We start from the raw sequence: 24,299 nt of genomic DNA, 5'->3' as shown, positions 1-24,299 counted from the left end.
GCGTGCGGCCGTGCAGATCCTTCCCTTCTACCTGGTGTGCGACGAGTCGGGGTCCATGGTCGGAGACCCCCTCGACAGCATCAACAGTGCGCTGCCGGAGCTCCACAAGGAGATCAGCACCAACCCGACGGTCGCCGACAAGACCCGGTTCGCGCTGATCGGCTTCTCGGACGACGCCACCGTCCTCCAGCCGCTGGTCGACCTGAGCGACATCGACTCGCTGCCCGCGCTGGCGGCCGGCGGACTGACGGCGTACGGCCAGGCGTTCCGGACCCTGCTGCGCAGCATCGAGACCGACGTGGAGGCGCTCAAGGCCCAGGGCCACGAGGTCTACCGGCCCGTCGTGTTCTTCCTCTCCGACGGCGGCCCGACGGACGAGGGCTGGATGGAGGCCCACAAGGAGCTCACCGACGCGCGCTACCGGCCGAACATCATCGCCTTCGGCATCGGCGAGGCGGACCGGGCCACCATCGGCCACGTCGCGAACTTCCGCGCCTTCATGCAGGAGGACAAGAACGTCTCCCCGGCGGCCGCCCTGCGCGAGTTCGCGGCCAGCCTCACCCGCTCGATCGTGCGCTCGGCCAACAGCATCGCGGCGGACGGCAGCGGCGGCTTCAACCTCGCCGTGGACGACACCGTGCCCGGCTTCACCACCGTCTCCCTCGACAAGCTCTGAGGCGACGATGCACGAGGAACACCAGGCAGTGGACGCGAGCCAGAGCCCGACGCCGGACACCGCTGCGGACGCGGTGGGCGACGTGGTGGGCGATGCCTTCGACACGCTTCCCGAGGGCATCGCCGGGCCGCGTCCCGCGTCGCGTCCGGCTTCGGCTCAGGCGCCCTCGCCGGATCCGCGCCGGCCCGCGCCGGTGGACTGGCACGACGCGGCTGCCGGAGAGGCACCCGGCCAGGCCACCCAGACGTTCACCGAGCCCTTCGACCACGCCGCCGATCCGGCTGCCGGGCATGTCCCCGAGCCGGCGGCCGGGCCACCCGGCGCACCCGCCGCCGGGCCGGTGCCGCCGGCCGGGGAGGACGCCGCCCCGGACGAAGACGACTACTGGACGCCCATCACGGCGACGCCCGTCACCGCGACGCCCCCCGGAACCGCGCCCGCGCCCGCCCCCGCCGCGGAGCCCACAGCCGTCCCCGCACCCGTGTACGTCCCCCAGCCCGCCCCCGAGCCCCCGCGGCTGTCCGTTCCCGAGCCCGGGACCGGTCCCGCGGACGGGCCCGTGCCCACCCGCCCGGCGCCGCCCGTCCTCGGCACGCCGTGGTTCAGCGGCCCCAGGCCGCCGCTCTACTCCCCGGTCCCAGGCGCCGCGGTCTCCGCCCGCGCCGACGTGGCCGCCGCCCTGGTGCCCGACCTCGTCGTGGACGGTGCCACCCACGGCCCGCTGACCGTACGGGCCGCGTCCGTGCGCGGTGACTCGCACCGCTACCACGGCGAGCCCCGCCAGGACTCCCTGTGCGTGGCCCTGCTCGGGGACCCGCACACCGGTCTGCTGCTCCTCGCCGTCGCGGACGGCGTCGGCTCGGCCGCCCGCTCGCACATCGGCTCGGGCGCCGTCTGCCGCGATATCGCCGAGGTCCTCGACCCGCACGCCGAGGACCTCGCCGAATGCGTACGGGCCGACGACGCGCTCGCGCTGACCGCCCTGGTCAACTCCGCCGTCGGTTCGGTCGCCGAGCGCCTGGCGCAGCGCGCCGCCCGCGCCGGTGAGCGGCCCGAGGCCTACGCGACCACCCTGCGCGCCCTGCTCGTGCCCCTCGACCCGCAGATCCGCTCCCGCGGCTACTTCGCGGTCGGCGACGGCGGGGCGGCGCTGCTGCGCGACGGGACCTGGCACCACGACGTGGACACGCCCCAGCTGCCCGGTGCCGCCCCGGCCGGGGGCGGGATCATCGACACCCGTACCGCCGCCCTGCCCAGCACCCGGCACGCCCAGGCCCGCATCCTCGGCCCCGCCCGGCCCGGCGACGTGTTCGTCCTGTGCACCGACGGCCTGTCCACCCCGCTGGCCGGGGACGCGGGGATGCGCGAGTTCCTGCGCGACTCCTGGGGCGGCGAGGCCCCCGGCCCGGTGGACTTCCTGTGGCAGCTGCAGTTCCGCGTGAAGTCGTACGACGACGACCGCACCGCGGTCTGCCTGTGGGAGGGGACGCCGTGACCGCCGCCGACGGCGCCGACGTCCCGCTCGCGGCGCTCCGTACGCTCCGGAAGATCGGGGACGGCGGCCAGGGCGAGGTGCACACCCTCGACGGGCAGCCCGACGTGCTCTACAAGAGCTACCGCGAGCCCCACCGGGTCGCCGGGGCGGCGCTCAACGACCTGGTGGCCGTGCGCCAGGCGCTCGGACCGGCGGACCGCGCGCGGCTGGACGCGGAGGCGGCCTGGCCGCTGTGCCGGGTCGTCGACGGGCCGCGCGTCACCGGCTTCCTGATGTACCGCGCGCCCGCCGCCATGTCCTGGTCCGCGGGCGCCGGCGACACCCGGCTGACCGAGCTCGCCTACCTGCTGCACCCGGCCAAGGCGGCCTGGAAGGCGGTGGTCCAGCCCGGTCCCGCCGAGCGCCTCGCCCTCGCCACGGCCCTCGCCGGGCTGCTCGCGCGGCTGCACGCGATGGGGCTCGTCCTGGGCGACCTGTCGCAGGCCAACGTCCTCTGGACGGTCCGGCCCGAACCCGCCGTCCACCTGCTCGACTGCGACGGAGTGCGGCTCGCGGGCAGGCCGCCGGTGCTCGCCCAGGCGGACACCCCGGACTGGAACGACCCGAAGGCCCCGCCCGGGCAGGTGTCGGTGGACAGCGACCGCTACAAGGCCGCCCTCGCGGTCGGCCGGATCCTCGCCCAGGACGCGTACGTGCGCCCCGGCGCGCCGCTCGCGCTCGTACCCGGGGTGCTGGACGAGCGCCGGGAGGCCGCCGTGCGCAGGCTCTTCGCGGAGGCGGCCGGCGACTACGGCACCCGCCCGCACCTGGGGCAGTGGCGGGTCGCCCTCGCGGGACGGGACAGCATCCGGCTGGCGGCCGCCGAGCCGGAGGTCCGGCCGGCGATCGACCGGTCCAAATTCGACGGGCTGCGCGACCGCGGCAGCATCAGGCTGCGCGACTGACGCGAGCGAAACGAGCGACACGACGGGCGGTGGTGCAGGAGCCGGACCCGGCCCCGTGCAGCACCGCCCGTAGCGCCGTACTGCCCGTACCGCCGTCAGTTGCCCTTGACGGTGACCTTCTCGTCGTTCTGGATCTGCTTCACGAGCTCCTTGACCTTCGCCTTGTCCCAGACGAGGTTGCCGCCGCGGCTGCCGGAGATCGGGATGTTCATCGACGTGCCGTCGCCGCCGGTGATGCCCTTCATCGCGAAGAACATCTCGCCCAGGTCGAACAGGCCCATGTCCTCGTCGACGATCAGCGTGTCCAGGCCGGCGCCCAGCGTGGGGTACAGCGCGAACGGGTTGAGGATCGTGCCCGGGGTCGCCGCCTCGTGGGCCAGCGCCGCCAGGAACTTCTGCTGGTTCTTCGTACGGTCCAGGTCGCTGCCCGCGAAGGCGTACCGGGTGCGGACGAAGGCCAGCGCCTGCTCGCCGTTGAGGGTCTGCTTGCCGGCCTGGAAGTCGGCGCCGGACTTCTTGTCCTTGAACGCCTTCGGGATGTCCATCTCGACACCGCCGAGCGCGTCCACGATGTTCGCGAAGCCCGCGAAGCCGATCTCTGCGTAGTGGTCGATGCGCAGGCCGGTGTTGTACTCGACCGTGCGGACCAGGAGTTCCGGGCCGTCCATCGCGTACGCGGCGTTCAGCTTGGTGCGCAGGCCCTTGGCCGGGTACTTCTTGCCGGACTCGGAGCCGACGAAGGACGGGATCTCCACGTCCGAGTCGCGCGGCAGAGAGATCATCGAGGTCCCGCCCGAGCACGTGGCCAGGATCATCATCGAGTCGGTCCGCTTGCCCTCGGCCGAGCCGGTGTGCAGCTTCTTCTTCTCCTCGGCGGACATGCCCTCGCGGCTGTCCGAGCCGACGATGAGGTAGGTCGTGCAGTCGTCGTCCTCGGGGCGCTCGATGACCTTCGACAGGTCGACCTCGCGGCGCACCTTGGAGTCGGCCCAGAAGTACGTGCCGACGGTGGTGACGACCAGCACGGACGCCAGCACGATCGAGCCGACCTTGATCCGCTTGCGCCAGTCCGGTGCGGGCTGCGGGGGACGGCCGGGGCGCGCCGACGGGGGCGCGGGCGGGCCGCCGGGACGGCCGCCGCCGGGACCGCCGGCGGGGTTCCCGTACACCTGGCCGGTGTTGTAGCCGCTGTCGTAGCCGGCGAACGTGTCGTGCTGCTGCGCGGGCTGGGCGGGGACTCCGTAGGCGGGCGGCGCCGCCGGGGGCGGGCCGGCCGGCCGCTGCGGGGGCTGGCGGCGCTGAACGTGCCGCATGGCCCGGGCACCCTCCGGCTGCGTGCTTCCGCTGCCGTGTCCGTACGGGTCGCGGTTGTCGGTCCGCCCATCGGGCCAGTCATTCATGCGGACAAGAATGCCCGGCCCGCTGGGCCGGGCGACAGGGCGGGGGGCACTTCGTGCCAGGGCTGTTGCACAGCTGCTGCCTTGTCACCGGCTTAAGGTGGCTGCATGAACGCGATACCCGGTGATCTCCAGGGCAAGCCGACGTCGGCCTCCCGGACCACGCTGAGCCACATCATGACGGCCAACGACACCAACCTGCTCGGGACGGTGCACGGCGGCGTGATCATGAAACTCGTGGACGACGCGGCCGGAGCGGTCGCCGGGCGCCACTCAGGGGGCCCCGCGGTCACCGCCTCCATGGACGAGATGGCCTTCCTGGCGCCGGTCAAGGTCGGCGACCTCGTCCACGTGAAGGCCCAGTGCAACTGGACCGGCCGCTCCTCCATGGAGATCGGCGTACGGGTCCTGGCCGAGCGGTGGAACGAATCCACCCCCGCCACCCAGGTCGGCAGCGCCTACCTCGTCTTCGCGGCCGTCGACGCCGAGGGCAAGCCCCGCCACGTCCCGCCGGTGCTCCCCGAGACCGACCAGGACAAGCGCCGCTACCAGGAAGCGATGATCCGCCGCACGCACCGGCTGAGCCGCCGTCGCGCCATCATGGACCTGCGCGAGCGCCGCGCCGCCGAGGGCCTCGACGACTGATTCCGCCGTACGACCCTCCAGGCCGGTCCCTCCGGGCCGGTCCCGAACGCCAGGCCGGTCCCGCCCCGCGCGCCCGTCGTCACTGGCAGGTGACCTGGTCGCCGGTGGCCACGCCGAACTCGCCCTGGTACGGGTCCTCGGCCCGCACCCGGTTCACCTTGCGGTGCTCCGAGCCCGCCGTGACCCGCAGCGTCGGCCCCAGCCCCGCCACCGCCCGCAGCTCGCAGCCCGGCAGCGCGGTCGCCAGGGTCCGTGCCGAGCGGTCCCAGCGCGGGTCGTAGGACACCACCGTGCGCTTCACGTCCCGGCTCGCCCCGGTGCTCGGGGCCTGCGTGGTGTTGAAGCCGGTCGCCCGCAGCGCCGTGTCGACCCGGCCGCCGAGCCCGTCGATCCGGGTGCCGTTCTCCACGTGCACCCGGATCTGCTGCGGGGCCACGTCCACCAGCGCGGCCGGCTCGGGCCGCCGGGGCCGGGCGGGCGCGAGCGGCTTGTCGTCGCGCAGCGCCTGGAAGAGCCGGGCCGCCTTCGGGCCGTCCCAGCGCACGACCGAGCCGAGCCCCTTCACCGGTGCCCCGCTCTGGGCGACCGGCACGGACGCGAACTCGGACGACGACGGGGAGAAGTCCCGCATCGCCTGCCCCAGCGCCAGCATCTGTTCCGACCCGAAGCCCCGGTCCGCCCGTACCGACCCCAGCAGCGTCGAGCTGACCTGCTTGAACTTCACGGGGTTGAGCAGGACCCCGCTGGTGGTGGCCCGCTTGATCAGCGCGGCGAGGAAGCGTTGCTGGCGCTGCATCCGTCCCAGGTCCGCCGCCCCGTCCACGTGCCGGGAGCGTACGTACTGCAGGGCCTGCCCGCCGGTCAGCTTGTGGGTGCCGGGCGGCAGGTCCAGGCCCGTGGCGGAGTCCCGCATCGCCTTGGCCGTGCAGATCTCCACCCCGCCCATCGCGTCCACGGTCTTCATGAAGCTGGTGAAGTCGACTTCCAGGTAGTGGTCGATCTTCACCCGGGTCATGTTCTCGACGGTCCGCACGGTGAGGTTGGGCCCGCCCTCCGCGTACGCGGCGTTCAGCTTCACCGGGTGCGGCCCGTGGTGCTTCCCGGTGAGCGGCGCGGTGTGCGCCGGGACCTCCGCGTAGCTGTCCCGCGGCAGGCTGACCACGCTCGCCCGCTCCCGGTCCGCCGACACGTGCACCAGCATGATCGTGTCGGTGCAGTGGCAGGGTGCGCCGCCGAGGCGGTACTCCCGCTTGTCGTCCTTGGTGATCTTGTCGCGGCCGTCGGTGCCGACCAGCAGGAAGTTCAGGCCGTGCCCCGCCTGCGGGCGGTTCTTCATGTCCTTGAAGGGGTCCACCCGGTCGATGCCGGTGTCCAGTCCCGTCATCACCGCGTGCCCGATCGCCCCCGAGCCGAGGACGGCCGCCGAGACCGCCGCCGCCAGCCGCACACCCCAGCGGGGCCGCCCGCCGCGCCTGGCCGGGCGGCCGCGCCGGGCGGTTCGCGCGGGCCTCGGACTGGGGGAGCGGTGCGGGTGGGGCACGGCGTACACCTCCGCGGGCGGCAGGGAGACGGCGGGGAGATTCGTCAGAACAGTAGGTCGATACGATCGACGCCCGCCCGCACCGCCCTTCCGGCGCGCACCCGTGTCCCCCGTACGCGGTAACGTGACCACCGTTACCGACCCATGAAGGACCACATGCCCACCCAGCAGCCCGCAGTCTCGGTGATCATGCCGGTGCTCAACGAGGAGCGCCATCTGCGCGACTCCGTCCGGCACATCCTCGGGCAGGACTACGCAGGCGAGATGGAGGTGGTGATCGCGCTCGGCCCGTCCACGGACCGGACCGACGAGATCGCCGCCGAGCTCGTCCGCGAGACCGCGTCCGACGAACGAGCGCGCGTCCAGACCGTCCCGAACCCCTCCGGCCGCACCCCGGCCGCCCTCAATGCCGCCATCAAGGCGTCGCGCCACCCGATCGTGGTGCGCGTCGACGGGCACGGCATGCTCTCCCCGAACTACATCGCCACCGCCGTCCGGCTCCTGGAGGAGACGGGCGCACAGAACGTCGGCGGCATCATGCACGCCGAGGGCGAGAACGCCTGGGAGGACGCCGTCGCCGCCGCGATGACCTCGAAGATCGGTGTCGGCAACGCCGCCTTCCACACCGGCGGTCAGGCCGGCCCGGCGGAGACCGTGTACCTCGGTGTGTTCCGGCGCGAGGCGCTGGAGCAGCAGGGCGGGTACAACGAGGAATTCATCCGCGCGCAGGACTGGGAGCTGAACTTCCGCATCCGCGAGGCGGGCGGCCTCATCTGGTTCTCGCCCGAGCTCAAGGTCCAGTACCGGCCGCGGCCCAGCGTGCGCGCCCTGGCCAAGCAGTACAAGGACTACGGCCGTTGGCGGCACGTGGTGGCGCGCTACCACTCCGGCTCGATCAACCTGCGCTACCTCGCCCCGCCGACCGCCGTGTGCGCGATCGCGGCCGGCCTGGTCGCGGGCGCGGTCCTCACCCCGTGGGCGCTGGTCGTCCCCGGCGGCTACCTCGCGGCCATCACGCTGGGCTCCGTCCCCGCGGGCAGGGGGCTGTCGCTCAAGGCCCGGCTGCAGATCCCGGTGGCCCTGGCGACCATGCACATGTCCTGGGGCTTCGGCTTCCTGACCAGCCCCAAGGCCCTGGCGCGCAAGGTCATCGCCTCGCGGCGGCCCACGGTCCGCCCGGACTCGGCCCCGGCGGTCTGAGGCACGTACGCACACGGCAGGGCCCGGCGGAATCCCTCCGCCGGGCCCTGCCGCACGTCCGCCGCTAGTGGATGCCGGCGTACACCTGCCAGCCGGTGGCGATCTTCTCGCGGTTGCCGAAGGTGCCGTAGCCGGTGTTCTGGTAGCGCCACAGGGCGCCCGCGATGTCCCGGGCGATCAGGTCGCTCCGGCCGTCACCCGTGAGGTCGCCGACGCCCACGAGGGCGTTGACCGAGCTGCCCCAGTTGGTGGCGAGCAGGGCCCGGGAGCCGAACGTGCCGGTGCCGCTGCCCAAGCTGCGCCACAGCTCGTCGCTGTCGTCCTGGAGGAGCAGGTCGCCGATGCCGTCGTCATTGGCGTCGATGCCGACGATCTTCTTGTAGTTCTTGAAGTTGTAGCTCAGGCCGATGCGTGCGGACAGGACGCCCGTCTTGGTGGTGGTGTAGAGGTACAGGCCGCCGGTCTTCGGGTCGCGGGCGATCAGGTCGGGGCGGCCGTCCTTGTTCACGTCGCCGGGCGAGGTGAGGATGTCGTACGCGTTCCAGCCCTTGCCCAGGACCTTGTGCTTGGTGGTGGGCTTGAGGGCGGCCCCGCAGGCGGGGGTGTAGAGGCGCATCTCGCCGCTGGGCAAGCGGACGAGGGTGTCGTTGCAGCGGTCCCCGTTGGTGTCGCCGAAGGGGATCGGGCGGAAGCCCTTGGGCCAGCCCGTGGTGGTCGTGCTGCCGCTGAAGTGGCCCTTGCCGGTGTATCCGTACGCGGTGCGCAGGCTCGTGCCGGAGGCGGAGGTCTGGAGCAGGTCGCCCAGTCCGTCGGGGTGCCCGGCGCGGCTGCCGAAGTCGCGGGGTGCGGAGGCGCCGCCGGTGACGGCGACGGTGCCGGAGCCCAGGACGGAGGCCTTGGGGGCGTTGACGGCGGTACCGCGGAGGGTCCACTTCAGGCTGCCGTTGACGGGCAGTGCACCGGTCTCCGTACGGCCCTTCCAGGCGGCGGTGACCTTCTTGGTGGTGGGGGCACCGGTGCCGGTCAGGGTGGCCAGGGTCTTGCCGCGGCCGTCGGCAAGGGTCACCGACCAGGCGCTGACGGGCTGGGTGAGGTCCCAGGCCGGGGCCCAGACGGTGTTCGAACCGGTGCTCCCGGCGAGCGGGGCGGTGGCGGGCACCTTGGAGGAGGCGATGCCGAGCGGGGCCTCGGAGGTCGCCCGGGAGGAGTAGAGGGTCCCGTACCCGAGCCGGTAGGCCTTCTCGACCAGCATGGTGGCCGATCCGCCCCCGCCGGCCGTCACGGCGTACGTGGGGACGCCGTCGCGGTTGGCGGTGCCGGGGACCTCCTCGGGCTCGGTCCACACGTTGTCGGTCGAGGTCCGGGAGACGTGCAGCAGGCGTGCGTCCCCGCCGTCCTTCTCGGACCACACGATGCGCACGGTCCCGTCGGGCCCGATGGCGGCCGAGGCGGACCCGCGGTCCCAGCCGCCCGCGGACAGGGTCACCGGCTGCCAGGCCCCGGTGTCCGCACGGAGGGTCTCGACCTGATCGGCCGAGTCCAGTCCGTCCGACCCGCCGCCGTCGCTGAGCTCCGTCCAGAGCACGGTCACGTCCCCGTCGGGGGCCACCAGCGGCTCGGGCGAGTTCACCGCTCCCTCCGAGGAGGCGGAGGTCTTGGCCGGGGCGCCCCAGCCGGCCGCCGCGGACGGGCGGACGGAGACGTTGACGGACTGGTACGCGTCATCGCCGTTGTTGCTGTTCGTCCAGCTCAGGGCCATGATCCCGGTATTGCTCGCGGCGATCCGGGGCGCGCGGACGTGCTGGATCGGCGAGGTGTGGGCCACGGGCGCGGCCCAGGCCGCACCGGGGGCCGGGCGCGTGACGGTCTCGACCACCGACACGTCGTCGTACTTGTCGGACGGCTCCTTCGGGTCCGTGGTCCGCAGGTAGCCCACGACCGTCGTGCCCTGCGGGTCCACGGCCACGTCGGCCCCGCTGACCGCGCCGGAGGCCACCGTGACGGGCTCCGACCAGGTGCCGTCGGCGGCCCGGTCGGCGGCACTGACCGTCCACTCGTCCGTGCCGACGGGGCGGGAGGACCACACCGCGGTGGCGGTGCCGCCCGGGCCGGCGGCGATGTTCGCGGTGCCCAGGAACCGGCCCGCCGGGGTGTCGACGAGGGCCTTGGCCTCGGACCAGACCCCGCCGGACACCGTGGCGGTCATCAGCCGGGTGGCCGTGGGCGGGTTCTCCCACGGGGTGTCCGAGGGCTCGTCACCAGGGTGCTCCGCCCAGAGCACGGTGACCTTGCCGTTCGTTTCCGTGACCAGCTGGAGGCCCATGGTGCTGCGCAGCGTGGGTGCGCTGCCGAGGTACCGCGGAATCCCCCAGTACGCGGTCCCCGTGGGTCGGACGGCCGCGACGAGCCGGTAATTGCCCTCGTAGCCCTTCCACCAGGCGGCGACCGCGGTCCCGTCCGAGGCCGTGGCCGCCTTGATGTTGCCGATCCTTTCCGTCTGGCCCACCTTGACCGGGTCGGACCAGGACGGCAGCGGTGCGGCAGCGGCCGTCCCCGCGGCGATCAGCGGGGTGACCGCCCCGCCGGAGACTACGAGTGCCGCGGTGGCCACGGCCGCGGCCAGGCTGCGGTGCGTACGGGCGCGCTTGCCCATGAAGTGTGTTCCTTCCCCCGTCGAGCGTCGTGCTCGTACTGAAGATCAGCTGTCGATCACGGGTTTGACACCGCAGGGGCGCCAACGGTTGTACGGGGGAAGGGAGATGTTTCTCGCGGCGCTCCGGCCTACCAGGTGAAGCCGGGCTGGATCGGCATGCAGGCCGAGTCGTCGTCGCCGTTGAGGGCGTTCGCGGACTCCGGGGCCTTGCTCGGCGCCGCCGCGGGCGGTGCGACCGCGTCGCCGGTGCGCCAGTCCGCGCCGACGAACAGGGTGACCCCGGAGACGTCGGTGGAGCGCTGCACGGCGGTCGGCGGCAGGCCCAGGGCCGTGGCGAGGGCCATGGCGTCGCCCGCCTGGTCGAGGCCGGCGTAGCGGATCACGGTCGTGTCCTCGGCGGCGTTCTGGCCGTCGGCCAGGGCCTTCTTGAAGCCCTTGCCCCCCAGTAGCGTCGCGACGTCCTTCGCGCGTCCCTGCAGCGTGCCCTTGGCGCCGTCCTTGCCGCCGGTGGCGTTGCGGACCATGACGGGGATCTCGGCGGCCGGGGCGGCGGGGTCGGTGACGGCGGGCGTCTGGGTCGCCGCCTTCGGCTTCGCCGGGGCCTTGCCGTCGAGCGGGACGTCGTCGCGGACCATCGCGAACAGGGCCTGCGCGTCGCCTTCCTTGGGCTCGACCTTGGAGCGCAGGCCGGGCCGCTGCGAGTACACCCACGGCATGGTGGTCATGGTGATCCGGCTGGTCGGGATCTTCTTCAGCTCCATGGCCAGGTCGAAGAGCTTGTCGATCCGGTCGAGCCCGGGGTCCACGACGGTGGCCTTGGTGGCCGCCTGCGCCAGGCTGTTGAGCTTGAGCGGGCTGCGGAGGTTGGCGTTCTTGCGGAACTCGCGGGCGAGGGAGTTCATGTACATGTGCTGGGCCCGGGTGCGCGCCACGTCGGTGCCGTCGCCGAAGCCGTAGCGGGTGCGCAGCCACTGGAGCGCCTGCTCGCCCTTGATGGAGGTCTCGCCCTTCTCGAGCTTGAGCCCGGACCCCTTGCCCTCCTTGTTACGGGAGAAGACGTTCTGCTCGACGCAGACCGGCACGCCGCCGATCGCGTCGGCCATCGAGACCACACCCGCGAAGTCGATCATCATGAAGTGGTCGATCGGGATGCCGGTGAGCTGGTGCCAGGCGGCGACCGTGCAGCCCGGACCGCCGCGGCCCAGGCTCTCGTTGGTCGGCTTGACGCCCTGGCTGGCCTCGTAGACCTCGCCGTCGCCGTCGGTGCACTTGGGCATCTTGATCAGGGTGTCGCGCGGCATGCTGATCACCGACATGTTGCTGCGGTCCGCGGACAGGTGCAGCAGCATCTGGACGTCGGCGAGCGGGGGGCCGTTGAAGGTGTCCCGCGCGCCGCCGAGTGCCTGGTTCGCCTCGTTGTTCCGGGCGTCGGAGCCGATGAGGAGGATGTTCAGCGGGATCTGGCCGAAGGCGTTGGGCTTGGAACCGCCCATCTTCGCGTCGCCGAGGTTCAGGGCTTCCGTCTGGATGTTGTCGTTCAGGTGCCGGTAGTACAGGTAGCCGGCGCCGGCCGTGACCAGGACGAGCACGGCGAGGCCGGTCGCCATCCAGCGCAGTACGCGGCGGCCGCCGCGGCGGTGCGACCTGGCCGGGCGGCGGGAGCCGCCGGCAGAACGCCGGTGGGAGCCCGCCTTGGGCCCCTTGCCGGAATCGCCGCGGCGGCCACCGGGTATCGACCCGGAACCGCCGTCCTCGTCCGCCGCGTCCGCTATGCCGTCGGGCGCCTCGGCGGGCGCACCCGCCCCCCGCACACTGCTCTGCCTCACGTATTCCCCCATGATTGCCCTGTTTCGTCAGGCATTGTGCCGGTTGCCGCGGTCGCGGGCCGTGATGCGTGGCCGACTGCCGGGCGCAGTCGGCTACTTCGCGCAGACTTCCTCGTCGGCTTCCATGCGCTGGATGCCCTCGGGAGCCTTCTCGGGCGCGGTGATCGGGATCCCCGCCCCCTTGAAGTCCTCGCCCAGGGTGAGCACCATCGGCGTCCGCGGCTCGGCGTCCGCCGTACCCGGCTTCAGCGCCGCGGCGGGCAGCCCCATCATGTCCGCGAGCGCGCGCGCCTGGTCGGCCTGGTTGGGCGCGTACTCCAGGGTGGTCTTCTTGCGCTTCTCGGGGGCGTTGCCGAGGTTGCTCGACTTCTGCACCTGCTTGGTGAGCTGGAGCCAGTTCAGCGTGGTCGATGCCGAACCCTGCGGCCCGCCACCGTTGTAGACGTTGACGCGCACGTCCGCGGCGGCGGCCCGGGTGCCTTCGAGCAGCGCTTCCTGCGCCGCCTCCTTGGCGTCCTTGGCCTCCTTCTCCTGCCGCTTGACCTCGGTCAGGGAGGTGTCGGACTGGATCATCGCGAACAGGGGCTCGGCCTTCTCCTTCTTGACCACGACCGTTGCCTTGACCCGCTCCGCCGGGTTGTCGTCCACCGGGAGCGTCGTGAAGGTGATGTTCTTCGGGTTGACGCCCTTCAGCTCGCGGCCGAGGTCCATCAGCCGCTTGATGCTCCCTATCCCGGTGTCCACGCTCAGCGCGTCGGTGGCCGCCTCCGCCAGCGTGAAGAGCTTCTTCGGGTTGGTCAGGGTGTCCTTGGACTTCATCTGGCGGATCATCGAGCCGAGGAAGGCCTGCTGGGTCTTGATCCGGTCCAGGTCGCTCTTGTTGCCGAACGCCTTGCGGGTGCGTACGAACGCGAGGGCCTGTTCGCCCTCCAGCAGGTGCTCGCCCCGGGTCAGCTTCAGCTTGGACTTGTCGTCGTCCACGTCCTTGGCCAGGCAGACCGGTACGCCGCCGACCGCCGAGCTGAGCGTCTTGACGGCGTTGAAGTCGGCCATCATGAAGTGGTCGATCTGAACACCCGTGAGCTGCTTGACCGTCCGCATCGTGCAGCCCGGGTCGCGGCCCGCCTGGCCGAGGCTGGTGTTGAAGCGGACCCCGGTCTCGCCCGGGATCGTCTTCATCGACCCGTCCTCCTGTTTGGTCGGGCAGTCGGGGATGTCGGTGATCAGGTCACGCGGGATGGACATCGCGGTGGCGTTCGTCCGGTCCTTGGAGACGTGGAAGAGGATCGTCGTGTCGGCGTGGCCCTTGCTGTTCTTGTCGCCGTAGCCCTCGTTGCCGTCACCGGTGCGCTTGTCGGTGCCGATGACCAGGATGTTGATGGCCTGGTCCTTCTTGAAGCCGCCGCTGCCGGCCGTGCCGACGTCGGTGGTCTTCAGGTTGGAGTCGAGGTGCCGGTAGTAGAGGTAGCCGCCCACCGAGGCCGCGACCAGCACGAAGGCGACCGAGCCGCCGGTGATCTTCAGTACGCGTTTGCCGCGCGGCTTCTCCTGCTTGCGCTTGCGCGCACCACGCCTGCCGCCGGGCGGCGGCCCGTCACCGCGCCTCGGCCCGGGGACACCGGCGGGCGTACGGGTCGGGGCACCGGCCGCGGACGCCCCGGGGGCGGCGGCTCTGCGGGACCGGGGTGCCGGCCGCGGCGCCGCGGGTTGTGGGTTCGGCTGCCCTGCGGAGTGGTCCAGTCGCAGTTCGTAGTTGCCGGTGCGAGGGTTGAGGACCCACTGGTCTGCGGGGTCGATCTCTTCCGCCCGCCCACGGCCTTGCGCATCCACGGTTGTTTGGTCCTCCGTCGGTGCCACACGAAGCGCCTCCCCCCAGGCGCTCGGTCATCGATCCGGCAGTGCACGGCCTGGTCTGTGGCGGCCGGGGCACCGGATCGCTCACCTTATCCGCCCTGTTCGGCTTCAAACCATGCTGGTGACAAACTCCACTGCCCTTATAACGGGGCAATCAGCGCATCCCGCTACGTGAGACGTCTGCCTTTTGGGATTGCTTTACCGGCAGGTCGCCGAGCTGGCCGTGGTCCCCGTGAACGTGGGCGCCGGGCTGGCCGTCCCGGAGGGCGTGGCGGCCGTCTTCGCGTCGCCCGTCGCGTCCGCCGTCACGGTCACCGGCTGGTCCATCCGCAGCTGCCGGAACAGCCGCGCCGCATCCGGCTCCAGCAGCTCGTCGCGGTTCGGGTTCGCCGCGTAGGGCTGCCGGGGCGTGGTCAGGAACTGCACGCGCTCGGTGGGCACGTCCCGCATGCTGCGCACCAGCTCGTACAGCCCGCGCAGGGAGGCCAACCCCGGGTCCGTGGTCACCGAGGAGGTCGCCGCGTCCAGCAGCGGGTACAGCCGGGCCGGGTTGAGCAGGACCCCGTTGCTCTGCACCTTCTTGACCAGCGAGGCCAGGAACTGCTGCTGCCGGTCCATCCGCTCGGTGTCGCTGCCGTTCCCCAGGCTGTACCGGGCCCGTACGAACCCCAGGGCCTGCTCGCCCCGCAGGGTCTGCCGGCCCGCGGGCAGCTTCAGCTTCGCCTCGGTGTCGTTCACCGGCTCCTTCAGGCAGATCTCCACCCCGCCGACGGCGTCCACCATCTTCTTGAACCCCTGGAAATCCACCACCATGTGGTGGTCTATCCGGATTCCGGTCATCTTCTCGACCGTGCGGATCGTGCAGGCGGCGCCACCGAACTGGAAAGCCCAGTTGAACTGCGCGAGCTGCGTGCCGGTGCGCGTGCCGTCCGTCTTGCGGCAGGGCGGGATCTCGGTCATCACGTCCCTGGGTATCGAGACGGCCGTCGCGCTGTTCCGGTCGGCCGCCAGGTGCAGCAGGATCGTGGTGTCCGAACGCTCCGTGCCGCCGTCCCGGCCGTACCGGCTGTTGTCCGCGCCCGCGCGCGAGTCCGAGCCGATCAGCAGGATGTTCCGGGCGCCCTGCACCGTGAGCGCCGGACGCTCGCTCTCGTACCGCTCCAGCTCGGAGGTGGCCGTGGTGTCGGTCTTGATGTTCCCGTCGAGCTTCCGGTACAGCCACCAGCCCAGCCCGGCCCCCAGCAGCACCAGCAGGACCGTGCCGAGTCCGATCCAGCGCAGCAGGCGCCGCCGCCGGCCGGCCGGGGGCTTGGGTATCTCCCCGTCCCGGTCGGCAGGGGCGTCGTTCCGCCTGCCTGGGCTGTCCGTCACGGCTGCGTCCATCCCCTTCACGGCGTCGACGGCGGCCGCCGGATCCCGACTGCGACCTCCGTCGATCATCCATCGGAGGTACCGACGGGGCTCGGGGGCGAGGGTCCGTATTCCGCCATGTGAGTGACAAAACGGACCTTACGCCTGTTGGGCGGTCCGGGTGACCCGGCGCTGGGCGGTACGGGTGACGCGCCGCTGAGCAGGACGGGTGACGCAGGTCAGAGGGTTTCCGGGGGCCGGGGCGGCACCGGTCAGACGGTGTGGGTGACCCGCTCGCTCGCGGTCCGCGCGGCCAGCCCCTCCGGCGACAGCCGGTCGAGGTTCCGGCACAGGACCACGGAGCCGCCCGCCGCGAGGGGCGCGAACAGCCCGGCCGAGAGCCCCTCCCAGGTGTCCCACGTGTCGGACCCGGCCCCCGTCAGCACCCGCGAGCCCGGCTCCAGCCCGAGCTTCGCGGCGTCCTGCCGGGCCCGCTCCACCAGCTGCTCGTACGAGAACTCCGCACCCCGCACGGACAGCCCGGCACCCGCGGGGTCCACCGGCACGAACGGCGCGAACCGGTCGCCCTGCCCCGGCACCTCCACGGCGTAGTCCGCGAAACCCGTCGGCGGCTGCGGGAAGCGGCCGCCCAGCGGCCGCAGCGCCAGCGCCACCCGCTCCCCGGAGCAGGCCCGCGCCTCCTCCAGCCGGTCCGGGCCGCTGACGACCAGGTCCGCGTCCGCGGGATCCCCGCCCACCTCGACCGTCACGCCCACCGAGGCGCAGGCCAGCAGCCACACGGCGCTCTGCCAGTGCGGGGGCAGCAGCAGCGCGAGCCGGTCGCCGGGCCCGGCCGCCAGATCGCCCTGGAGGAGGTTGGCGGTCTTGGCCACCCAATTGGCGAAGGTGGCCACGGACAATTCCACGCGCTCGCCCGTCGCGTCGTCGTAGAACGTGACCAGCGGGCGGGCCGGATCGGCGGCGAGCGCGGATCGCAGCAGGTCGGCAGGGGTGCGGTCGTTGGCATTCACCCGGCACAGGGTACGCGGGCCCCTCGCCCGTACGGACGCAGCGCCCGTGGACCGTACGGGGGACCGCTGACGAGATGCCATCAGACGGTCCGTCAGCCTCCGATGGCGGCCCGCCGGAAGTGTGCTCAGCATCTTCTACATGCGTGGATTCCTTGCTTCCTCGATCGGCGTCGCGACCGCGGCCGCACTGGCCCTCCCGCTCGCGCTCCCCACCCCGTCCCTGGCCGCGACCGCTCCGGTGACCCCCCTCGGAGCCACCCAGTCCCTGCCGCTGGCCACGCTCGCCCCCGCGGCCGGCCGTGTGACCCGCGTCCCCGGCATGACGGCCGCGCCCGGCGCCCCCGAGACGCAGGGCCTGGCCGCCCGCGAGGTCAAGACGTTCTCGCTGGTCGGAGTCGTCTGGGACGACGCGGCCACACAGCTCTACGGCCGGGTGCAGGTCCGCACCCGGGCGGTCCCGACCGCCGTCTGGTCCGACTGGCAGGACGTCGAGACCCACAACGCGGAGCACGCGGCGGACCCGGACGCGGCCGAGCGCACCTCGGGCCGGGTACGCGGCAGCACCGCCCCCCTGTGGGTCGGCGAGTCCGACGGCATCGAGGTCCGCGTCCAGGCGGAACCCGGCTCCTCCGACCGCGCGGTGCCGGGCCACCTGCCCACGGGCATGCGGATCGAGCTGGTGGACCCCGGCGCGGACGACGTGCCCGACGCCAAGAACCCCGGCAAGGGCAGCACCAAGGACCCGGGCAGCGCCTCCGGCAACGACAACAAGACCGGCACCGCCGGAATGAGCATGGCGGCGACCGAGACCTCCGCCGCCAACGAACCGCTGGCCCCCCTCGGCGCCGACGAGATCGGCGCCCAGACCAAGGCCGACTCGACCGCCGACGCGATGGTGGCCCTCGGCGGTCCGATCAGCTTCGCCGCCCGCCCGTACATCGGCCCGCGCCCGCGCATCGTCACCCGCAAGGGCTGGGGTGCGAGCGAATCCCTGCGCGAGCCCGGTTTCGCGTACACGAAGACCGTCAAGGCGGCGTTCGTGCACCACAGCGCCTCCGGCAACAACTACAAGTGCAGCGAGGCCCCCGCCGTCCTGCGCAGCCTGTACCGGTACCACGTGGTCAGCAGCGGCTGGCGCGACTTCGGCTACAACTTCGCCGTCGACAAGTGCGGCACCGTCTACGAGGGCCGGGCGGGCGGTGTCGCCAAGCCCGTACTCGGCGCCCACACCATGGGCTTCAACAGCAACAGCATGGGCGTCGCGGTCCTCGGCTCGTACACCAACTCCAACCCGCCGGCCGCCGCGGTGACGTCGATCGCCCGCCTGACGGCCTGGAAGCTCGGGCTGTACGGCGCCAACCCGCTCGGCAAGACCACCCTCGTCTCGGGCGGCGGCAACCGCTACCCGAAGGGCAAGAACGTCAAGCTCAACGTCATCTCCGGACACCGCGACGGATTCGCGACGGAGTGCCCCGGCCGCAAGCTCTACGGAAAGCTCGGTACGGCCCGCACCTCATCGGCCCGATACCAGGGCCGGTGACGCTCTGCCTAGACTGACGCACCCATCCGTGGCGCAGCAGGAAGCAGAGACACCACCTTGACCTTGACGGAAGCGATCCTCCTGGTAGGCGGCAAGGGCACACGGCTGCGCCCGCTCACGGTGAACACACCGAAGCCGATGGTCCCGGCGGCGGGCGTGCCGTTCCTCACCCACCAGCTGGCCCGGGCGCGGGCCGCGGGGGTCGAGCACATCGTCCTGGCCACCTCGTACCTGGCCGAGGTGTTCGAACCGCACTTCGGTGACGGCTCGGCCCTCGGCCTCCACCTGGAGTACGTGACGGAGGAGGAGCCGCTCGGCACCGGAGGCGCCATCCGCAACGTCGCCTCCCGGCTGCGGTCCGGCCCCGACGACCCGGTCCTGATCTTCAACGGCGACATCCTGACGGGCCTGGACATCGAGGCCCTCCTCGACGTGCACCGCACGTCCGGCGCGGACGTCTCCCTCCACCTCAGCCGCGTCGAGGACCCGCGCGCCTTCGGCCTGGTCCCGACGGACGGGACCGGCCGCGTCACGGCCTTCCTGGAGAAGCCCCAGACGCCCGAAGAGATCGTCACCGACCAGATCAACGCGGGCGCGTACGTCTTCCGCCGCTCGGTCATCGACACCATCCCGACGGGCCGCCCGGTCTCCGTCGAACGCGAGACCTTCCCGGAGCTCCTCGCCGCCGGCGCCCACCTCCAGGGCATGGTGGACTCCACGTACTGGCTGGACCTCGGCACCCCGCAGGCCTTCGTCCGCGGCTCCGCCGACCTGGTCCTGGGCCGCGCCCCCTCCCCGGCGGTCCCCGGCCGCCACGGCGAGTCCCTCGTCCTCACGGGCGCGACGGTCGCCGCCGACGCCAAGCTGTCGGGAGGCACGGTGGTCTCCCCCGGGGCGTCCATCGCCTCCGGCGCCCGCATCCACGGCAGCGCGATCCTCCCGGGCGCGGTGATCGAGGAGGGCGCGGTCATCACCGACTCGTACGTGGGCCCCGCCGCCCGCATCGGCGCCCGCACCACGGTGACGGGTTCGGTCATCGGCGACGGCGCATCGGTGGGCCCGGACAACGAACTGACGACGGGCGCCCGCATCTGGTGCGACGCCGCCCTCCCCCCGGCATCAATCCGCTTCTCCCCGGACCAGTAACCACCCCGGGCGCCCCGCCGCCGCATATCCACCCCCGCCGGCCCCACCGGCCTTTGAGGCGCGGGGTACGGGGCGGAGCCCCGGGAGGGGTCCGGGGGCGCAGCCCCGGCGGGGTCCGGGCACGAGCCCGGTTTTCGAGGAGGGGCGGGGTGGGGGAGAGCCCCGGCTACCCTCGAAGGGTGGCAGGCCGCTTCGACCCCCTCACCCGCACCGCCGTCCGCGGCGGCCGCACCGACGTGCCCGAGGCACCCACCACACCCCCCGCGCCCACAGCCACCCCCCGCCCCCCCACCGCCGGCACCACGCGCCGCTGGACCCCGCCCGCCCCCACCCACCTCGGCCTCACCCTCGGCCCCCTGCGCCGCGGCCCCGCCGACCCCGCCTTCCGCGTCACCCCCGACGGCTCCGTCTGGCGCGCCACCCGCACCCCGCAGGGCCCCGGCACCCTCCGGGTCGCCGCCCGCGGCGGCGCGATCGAGGCCGAGGCCTGGGGCCCGGGCGCCGACTGGCTCCTCGAGACCCTCCCCACCCTCCTCGGCGCCGACGACGACCCCTCCGTCTTCGTCCCCCGCCACCGCCTCGTCCACGCCAGCCACCGCGCCCGCCCCGGGCTGCGCCTGACCCGTACCGGCCTGGTCCTCGAATCGCTGGTCCCGGTGATCCTGGAGCAGAAGGTCACCGCCGACGAGGCGTACCGCGCCTGGCGCCGCCTGGTCCGCCAGTACGGCGAGCCCGCCCCGGGCCCGGCGCACCCCGACCTGTACGTGATGCCGGACGCCCGCACCTGGGCCCGCATCCCCTCCTGGGACTGGCACAAGGCCGGCGTGGACATGAAGCGGTCGTCCACCATCGTCCGCGCCGCCCGCGTCGCCGCACGCCTCGAAGAGGCCGCCGGCATGGAGCTCTCCGAGGCCGCCGCCCGCCTGGAACTGATCCCCGGCATCGGCCCCTGGACCTCCGCCGAAACCCTCCAGCGCAGCAACGGCGCCCCGGACGCCGTCACCACCGGCGACCTCCACCTCCCCGGCATCATCGGCTACGCCCTCACGGGCAACCGCGACGCCGACGACGCCGAGATGCTGGAGCTCCTCTCCCCGTACGCCGGCCAGCGCCACCGCGCCGCCCGCCTGATCCTCCTCGCGGGCGCCACCCCTCCCCGCCGCCACCCCCGCATGCCCCGCGGCGACATCGGCAAGCTCTGAACCGGAGCACCACCACGCACCGGTGCCCCCGTGCGATCCGCACGGGGGCACCGGCACGTCCGCCTTCCGCACCGGGACGGCTCAGCGCACCTCGATGAAGTCCGACGCGTCCCGCGGCGCCCGCTCCCGCGGCGCCTCAGCGGCGTGTCCCACCGCGACCGCGCCCATCGGGTCCCAGTCCTCCGGCAGGTCCAGCACCTTGCGGACCACGTCGCGGCAGAACATCGTCGACGAGACCCAGGCCGAGCCCAGGCGCTCGCCCGCCAGCGCGACCAGGAAGTTCTGGACGCCCGCGCCCGTCGCGACGACGAACATCTCGCGCTCCGCCGCGTCCCGGCGCTCGTGCCCGTAGTGGTGGGCGCCCTCCGTCACCAGGCACGGGACCACCAGGTACGGCGCCCGGCGCAGCACGTCCCCGCGCCGGACCCGCTTCGCGATCGACTCCGGGGACTTGCCGTCCCGCTCCAGGTCCGCGACCCACGCGTCGCGCATCGCGTCCAGGAGCTCCGTGCGCGCCCGCTCCGATTCGAGCAGCACGAACCGCCACGGCGTGGTGTGGTGCGGGGCCGGGGCCGTGACGGCCGCCGCCACCGCGCGGCGTACGGCGCCCGGGTCGACCGGCTCGTCGGTGAAGGCCCGTACCGTACGGCGCTGGGTGACCGCCTCGCGGACGGCCTCGGAGGTGCCGAGGCGGAACATGTCGTCGGCGGCGGAGCGGACGAGCTCGCGCGCCGAGCCCTCGCCCAGCACGTGCGGCAGCCCGCGGACCACGGCCACCGGCAGGCCGCCCGCCTTGCCCTTCACCAGGTCGCCGGCCGCGGCCAGTTCGTCGGCGGTGGCCACTATCGTCGCGCTGAGTTCGTTGCCGTAGGAGTCCGTTGCGCCGCGCAGGTCGTCCACGACCCGTACGCCGGCCGCGCCGATCGCCACGTCCGTCAGGCCGTTGCGCCACGGGCGCCCGAAGGTGTCCGTGACGACCACGCCGACCGACACCCCCAGCGCGGAGGCGATGCCCTCGCGCAGGGCCCGCGCCGAGGCGTCCGGGTCCTCGGGGAGGAGCAGGACGGTGCCCTGCTCGGTGTTGGAGGCGTCGACACCGGCCGCGGCCATCACCAGGCCCTGCCGGTTCTCGACGATCCGCAGGGTGCCCCGGCGGGCGACCACCCGTACCGTCTCGGCGTCGATGGCCTCCTCGCGGGAGTCCGCGGCGAGGATCCGGCCCTCGGACTTGGAGACGATCTTCGAGGTGACGAGCAGGACGTCACCGTCCGCCAGATCGGGGGCCGCCGCCGCGATCAGGGCGGCGAGGTCGTCTCCGGACCGGACCTCGGGGAGGCCGGGCACGGCCCACACCTCGTAGGAGGGGCCCCTCACCGCGAGGCCTCCGCCAGCGCCAGCGCCTCGCGGGCCATGGCCGCCGTGGCCTCGGTGTCCGTCATCATCAGCGGCACCGCGCGGCAGGTGATCCCGGCCGCCTCGACCTCGGCGACGGCCGCCGCGTCCGAGGTGTCGACCAGCCAGCCGTCCAGCAGCCCGGTCCCGTAGTGGAGGGCGACCGCGGCGGCCGTGGACTCGACGCCGACGGCCTCGAGGACCTTGTCGGCCATGCCGCGCACCGGCGCCCCGCCCACGATGGGGGAGAGGCCCACCACGGGGGCGGCCGCCTCGGCGACGGCCTCGCGGATGCCGGGTACGGACAGGATGGTGCCGACCGACACGACGGGGTTGGACGGCGGGAAGAGGATGACGTCGGCCGCGGCGATCGCCTCCAGCACGCCGGGTGCGGGCTTGGCCTGCTCGGCGCCGACCGGCACGACGGCCTGCGCCGCCACCGAGGCGCGCATCTTCACCCAGTACTCCTGGAAGTGGACGACGCGCCGCTCGCCCGTGCCGGGCTCCTCGATCGCGACGTGCGTCTCCACCCGGTCGTCCGACATGGGCAGGAGCCGTACGCCGGGCTGCCAGCGGTCGCACAGCGCCTCGGTGACCGCGCTGAGCGGGTAGCCGGCCGAGAGCATCTGGGTCCGCACGATGTGGGTGGCGAAGTCGCGGTCGCCGAGGCCGAACCAGGACGGTCCGACGCCGTACGCCGCGAGTTCTTCCTTGACGGTGAAGGACTCGTCGGTACGCCCCCAGCCCTGGTCCTCGTTGATGCCACCGCCGAGGGTGTACATCACCGTGTCCAGATCGGGGCACACCTTCAGCCCGAACAGGTGAATGTCGTCACCGGTGTTGCCGATGACCGTGATGTCCGCGTCGGGCACGGCCGACTTCAGTCCGCGGAGAAAGCGGGCGCCGCCGATACCGCCGGCCAGTACAACAATGCGCATGCGGACAGTGTGTCAGCCGCAGGCCGTCCGCCGGGGGGCGGTGGTCGGCAGACGGGCGGGACCTCAGGCGCTGAGTGCGTCCTGCGGGGAAGGGGCGTGGTGCAGCGCCCCGTACGCCGTCGCCGGACCGCTGTGCATCGGCATCTCGGTGAGGCCGGGGAAGTAGACGTGCAGGCTGACGGCCGGTTCGAGGGAGTCGTTGACGACCTCGTGGACGTGGCCGGGGGCGAAGACCCGCTCGCTGCCCGCGCCCAGTGCCAGGTGGCCGCGCTGGTTGCGCTCGGTCAGCTCGCCGTCGAGGACGGTCATGACCGCGGACGAACCGCCGTGGTCGTGCAGTCCGCTGACCTGGCCGGGGACCCAGCTGAGCAGCCAGACCTCGTAGCCGGGGCCGGTGCGCAGGCGGTGGTACCAGCGGGTCGTGGCGTCGTACTCGACGAGGTGCTCCCACTCCGCGCGGTCCGCGGCGACCGACCGGGCGAGGCCGACGAACTCGGCCACGGTGGTGGGGTGCTGCTTGGCGGGCTGGAGCAGGTGCTGGACGGCGAGGATGTCGCCGGCGATCTGGAGGTCGCTGTCGCTGTTCATGGGGAGGGTGTCCTCGACGTGTGTCAGACGCGGGGGTCGCGTTGCCGTGGGGGATGTAGCCGGATCTCTGGAGGCATCAACAGCTGCAACAGCAACAGCGGACCTGGGCAGCGCCGAAGAACCCACGAATGGGGGTCCCGGAGTGCGCTGCGGTCGCTGACATGGGGACAAGGAGACCGTTCCGAGGGGGCGACTGTCAACCCAATGTCCGGTTTGAGAGAAAACTTTCACCTCATCCGGTTACCGTGCGCGGAGAAAGGTTTGTGCACCTCTGGGCGGGGGATGTGGCGCACTGCCGAGCCCGCACACAACGTCACGTCGTGACCGGAATGTGATCCACGCCGCTTCTGCCGCCGGACTGCAACAGGGTCGCGTCGCAACGCGTCCGTTACGGGTGAGGTTGCCGAGCCGCGTCATGCATGTGGCATGTGTCACGATTTTTGGCGATATGAACACTTTCTGCATACGCTTGGTTCCGCAGAGTGAATAAGGGGCCCAATAGCAGATCTCGGCTTGACTGCCCCGGATCCACGCACTTGTAATTTCACTCGTGTCGTTTGACCGCATTCGGTGACGGCATCAGCACGGGGACGCACAAAGACAGACGAGGGGCGCACATGACCGAGCTGTTTCAGGAACTGCTGGTCGAGGAGGCGGACGAGGAGGCCGGGTGGCAGGAGCGCGCACTGTGCGCTCAGACCGACCCCGAGTCCTTCTTTCCCGAGAAGGGCGGCTCCACCCGCGAGGCCAAGAAGGTCTGCCTCGCCTGTGAGGTCCGCTCCGAGTGCCTCGAATACGCCCTTGCAAACGACGAACGCTTCGGAATCTGGGGCGGTCTGTCCGAACGTGAACGCCGTCGACTGAAGAAGGCCGCGATCTGAC

At 72.7% G+C, this 24,299-nt stretch carries 19 protein-coding genes; 9 read left to right on the top strand and 10 right to left on the bottom strand.

Annotated elements, in window-relative coordinates:
- Positions 1-10 precede the first annotated feature (10 nt).
- The 3 genes from ACZ7H1_RS13615 to ACZ7H1_RS13605 are packed head-to-tail and all read left to right on the top strand — an operon-like array spanning position 11 to position 3,115.
- Positions 11-676: a vWA domain-containing protein gene (locus ACZ7H1_RS13615; RefSeq protein ID WP_470786371.1), complete on the top strand. Its 666-nt coding sequence runs from the start codon at positions 11-13 to the stop codon at positions 674-676.
- 7 nt (positions 677-683) lie between these two features.
- Complete coding sequence (locus ACZ7H1_RS13610; protein WP_470786369.1) at positions 684-2,171, top strand: PP2C family serine/threonine-protein phosphatase; 1,488 nt, start codon at positions 684-686, stop codon at positions 2,169-2,171.
- A complete protein-coding gene (locus ACZ7H1_RS13605; protein WP_470786367.1) occupies positions 2,168-3,115 on the top strand; it encodes a hypothetical protein in 948 nt (315 codons plus the stop codon). Before ACZ7H1_RS13610 ends, ACZ7H1_RS13605 begins: the two co-directional genes overlap by 4 nt.
- A 95-nt stretch (positions 3,116-3,210) precedes the next feature.
- Here the strand turns inward: ACZ7H1_RS13605 and ACZ7H1_RS13600 are convergent, their stop codons facing one another.
- Complete coding sequence (locus ACZ7H1_RS13600; RefSeq protein WP_470786366.1) at positions 3,211-4,515, bottom strand: LCP family protein; 1,305 nt, start codon at positions 4,513-4,515, stop codon at positions 3,211-3,213.
- A gap of 105 nt (positions 4,516-4,620) precedes the next feature.
- Between ACZ7H1_RS13600 and ACZ7H1_RS13595 the strand changes: the two genes are divergently transcribed.
- On the top strand, positions 4,621-5,157 hold the full coding sequence (locus ACZ7H1_RS13595) for an acyl-CoA thioesterase (RefSeq protein ID WP_470786365.1): 537 nt from the start codon (positions 4,621-4,623) through the stop codon (positions 5,155-5,157).
- 79 nt (positions 5,158-5,236) lie between these two features.
- Here the strand turns inward: ACZ7H1_RS13595 and ACZ7H1_RS13590 are convergent, their stop codons facing one another.
- Positions 5,237-6,697 (bottom strand): LCP family protein, encoded by a 1,461-nt coding sequence (locus tag ACZ7H1_RS13590; protein ID WP_470786363.1) that lies wholly within the window; start codon positions 6,695-6,697, stop codon positions 5,237-5,239.
- Between the two features lie 156 nt (positions 6,698-6,853).
- Here ACZ7H1_RS13590 and ACZ7H1_RS13585 point away from each other — a divergent pair, with 156 nt between their 5' ends.
- Complete coding sequence (locus ACZ7H1_RS13585) at positions 6,854-7,897, top strand: glycosyltransferase family 2 protein (RefSeq protein WP_470786361.1); 1,044 nt, start codon at positions 6,854-6,856, stop codon at positions 7,895-7,897.
- A 64-nt stretch (positions 7,898-7,961) separates the two neighbouring features.
- Here the strand turns inward: ACZ7H1_RS13585 and ACZ7H1_RS13580 are convergent, their stop codons facing one another.
- The 5 genes from ACZ7H1_RS13580 to ACZ7H1_RS13560 form a co-directional block, all read right to left on the bottom strand.
- Positions 7,962-10,550 (bottom strand): FG-GAP repeat domain-containing protein, encoded by a 2,589-nt coding sequence (locus ACZ7H1_RS13580; protein WP_470786359.1) that lies wholly within the window; start codon positions 10,548-10,550, stop codon positions 7,962-7,964.
- 128 nt (positions 10,551-10,678) lie between these two features.
- Complete coding sequence (locus tag ACZ7H1_RS13575; protein ID WP_470786357.1) at positions 10,679-12,388, bottom strand: LCP family protein; 1,710 nt, start codon at positions 12,386-12,388, stop codon at positions 10,679-10,681.
- An 81-nt stretch (positions 12,389-12,469) separates the two neighbouring features.
- Positions 12,470-14,206 (bottom strand): LCP family protein, encoded by a 1,737-nt coding sequence (locus tag ACZ7H1_RS13570; RefSeq protein WP_470786355.1) that lies wholly within the window; start codon positions 14,204-14,206, stop codon positions 12,470-12,472.
- A 222-nt stretch (positions 14,207-14,428) separates the two neighbouring features.
- Positions 14,429-15,613, bottom strand: coding sequence for an LCP family protein (locus ACZ7H1_RS13565; protein ID WP_470786634.1), 1,185 nt, complete (start codon positions 15,611-15,613; stop codon positions 14,429-14,431).
- A gap of 239 nt (positions 15,614-15,852) precedes the next feature.
- Entirely contained in the window at positions 15,853-16,611 is a 759-nt protein-coding gene (locus ACZ7H1_RS13560; protein ID WP_470786353.1) for a TIGR03089 family protein, read from the bottom strand.
- A gap of 139 nt (positions 16,612-16,750) precedes the next feature.
- Here ACZ7H1_RS13560 and ACZ7H1_RS13555 point away from each other — a divergent pair, with 139 nt between their 5' ends.
- The 3 genes from ACZ7H1_RS13555 to ACZ7H1_RS13545 all read left to right on the top strand — a co-directional run bounded on the left by ACZ7H1_RS13555 (position 16,751) and on the right by ACZ7H1_RS13545 (position 20,499).
- Entirely contained in the window at positions 16,751-18,151 is a 1,401-nt protein-coding gene (locus ACZ7H1_RS13555) for a peptidoglycan recognition protein family protein (protein ID WP_470786352.1), read from the top strand.
- A 63-nt stretch (positions 18,152-18,214) separates the two neighbouring features.
- Entirely contained in the window at positions 18,215-19,297 is a 1,083-nt protein-coding gene (gene manB / locus ACZ7H1_RS13550) for a mannose-1-phosphate guanylyltransferase (protein WP_470786351.1), read from the top strand.
- 179 nt (positions 19,298-19,476) lie between these two features.
- Positions 19,477-20,499 (top strand): DNA-3-methyladenine glycosylase family protein, encoded by a 1,023-nt coding sequence (locus ACZ7H1_RS13545; protein WP_470786349.1) that lies wholly within the window; start codon positions 19,477-19,479, stop codon positions 20,497-20,499.
- Between the two features lie 81 nt (positions 20,500-20,580).
- On the opposite strand, the gene ACZ7H1_RS13540 is transcribed toward ACZ7H1_RS13545, so the two are convergent.
- The 3 genes from ACZ7H1_RS13540 to ACZ7H1_RS13530 all read right to left on the bottom strand — a co-directional run bounded on the left by ACZ7H1_RS13540 (position 20,581) and on the right by ACZ7H1_RS13530 (position 23,417).
- Complete coding sequence (locus ACZ7H1_RS13540; protein ID WP_470786348.1) at positions 20,581-21,873, bottom strand: coenzyme F420-0:L-glutamate ligase; 1,293 nt, start codon at positions 21,871-21,873, stop codon at positions 20,581-20,583.
- A complete protein-coding gene (gene cofD / locus ACZ7H1_RS13535; RefSeq protein ID WP_470786346.1) occupies positions 21,870-22,829 on the bottom strand; it encodes a 2-phospho-L-lactate transferase in 960 nt (319 codons plus the stop codon). The genes ACZ7H1_RS13540 and cofD overlap by 4 nt, the downstream gene beginning before the upstream one ends.
- Positions 22,830-22,892: 63 nt before the next feature.
- The gene (locus ACZ7H1_RS13530) at positions 22,893-23,417 is read right to left on the bottom strand and encodes a cysteine dioxygenase (RefSeq protein WP_470786345.1); all 525 of its coding nucleotides are present in this window, start codon (positions 23,415-23,417) and stop codon (positions 22,893-22,895) included.
- A 617-nt stretch (positions 23,418-24,034) separates the two neighbouring features.
- Between ACZ7H1_RS13530 and ACZ7H1_RS13525 the strand changes: the two genes are divergently transcribed.
- Positions 24,035-24,298 carry a WhiB family transcriptional regulator gene (locus ACZ7H1_RS13525; RefSeq protein WP_470786343.1) on the top strand — a complete coding sequence of 88 codons (264 nt, stop codon included), beginning with the start codon at positions 24,035-24,037 and terminating at the stop codon, positions 24,296-24,298.
- Position 24,299 lies beyond the last annotated feature (1 nt).

This window comes from Streptomyces sp. NPDC037401 (assembly GCF_055602345.1).
This window is presented reverse-complemented; position numbering and strand designations above follow the sequence as displayed.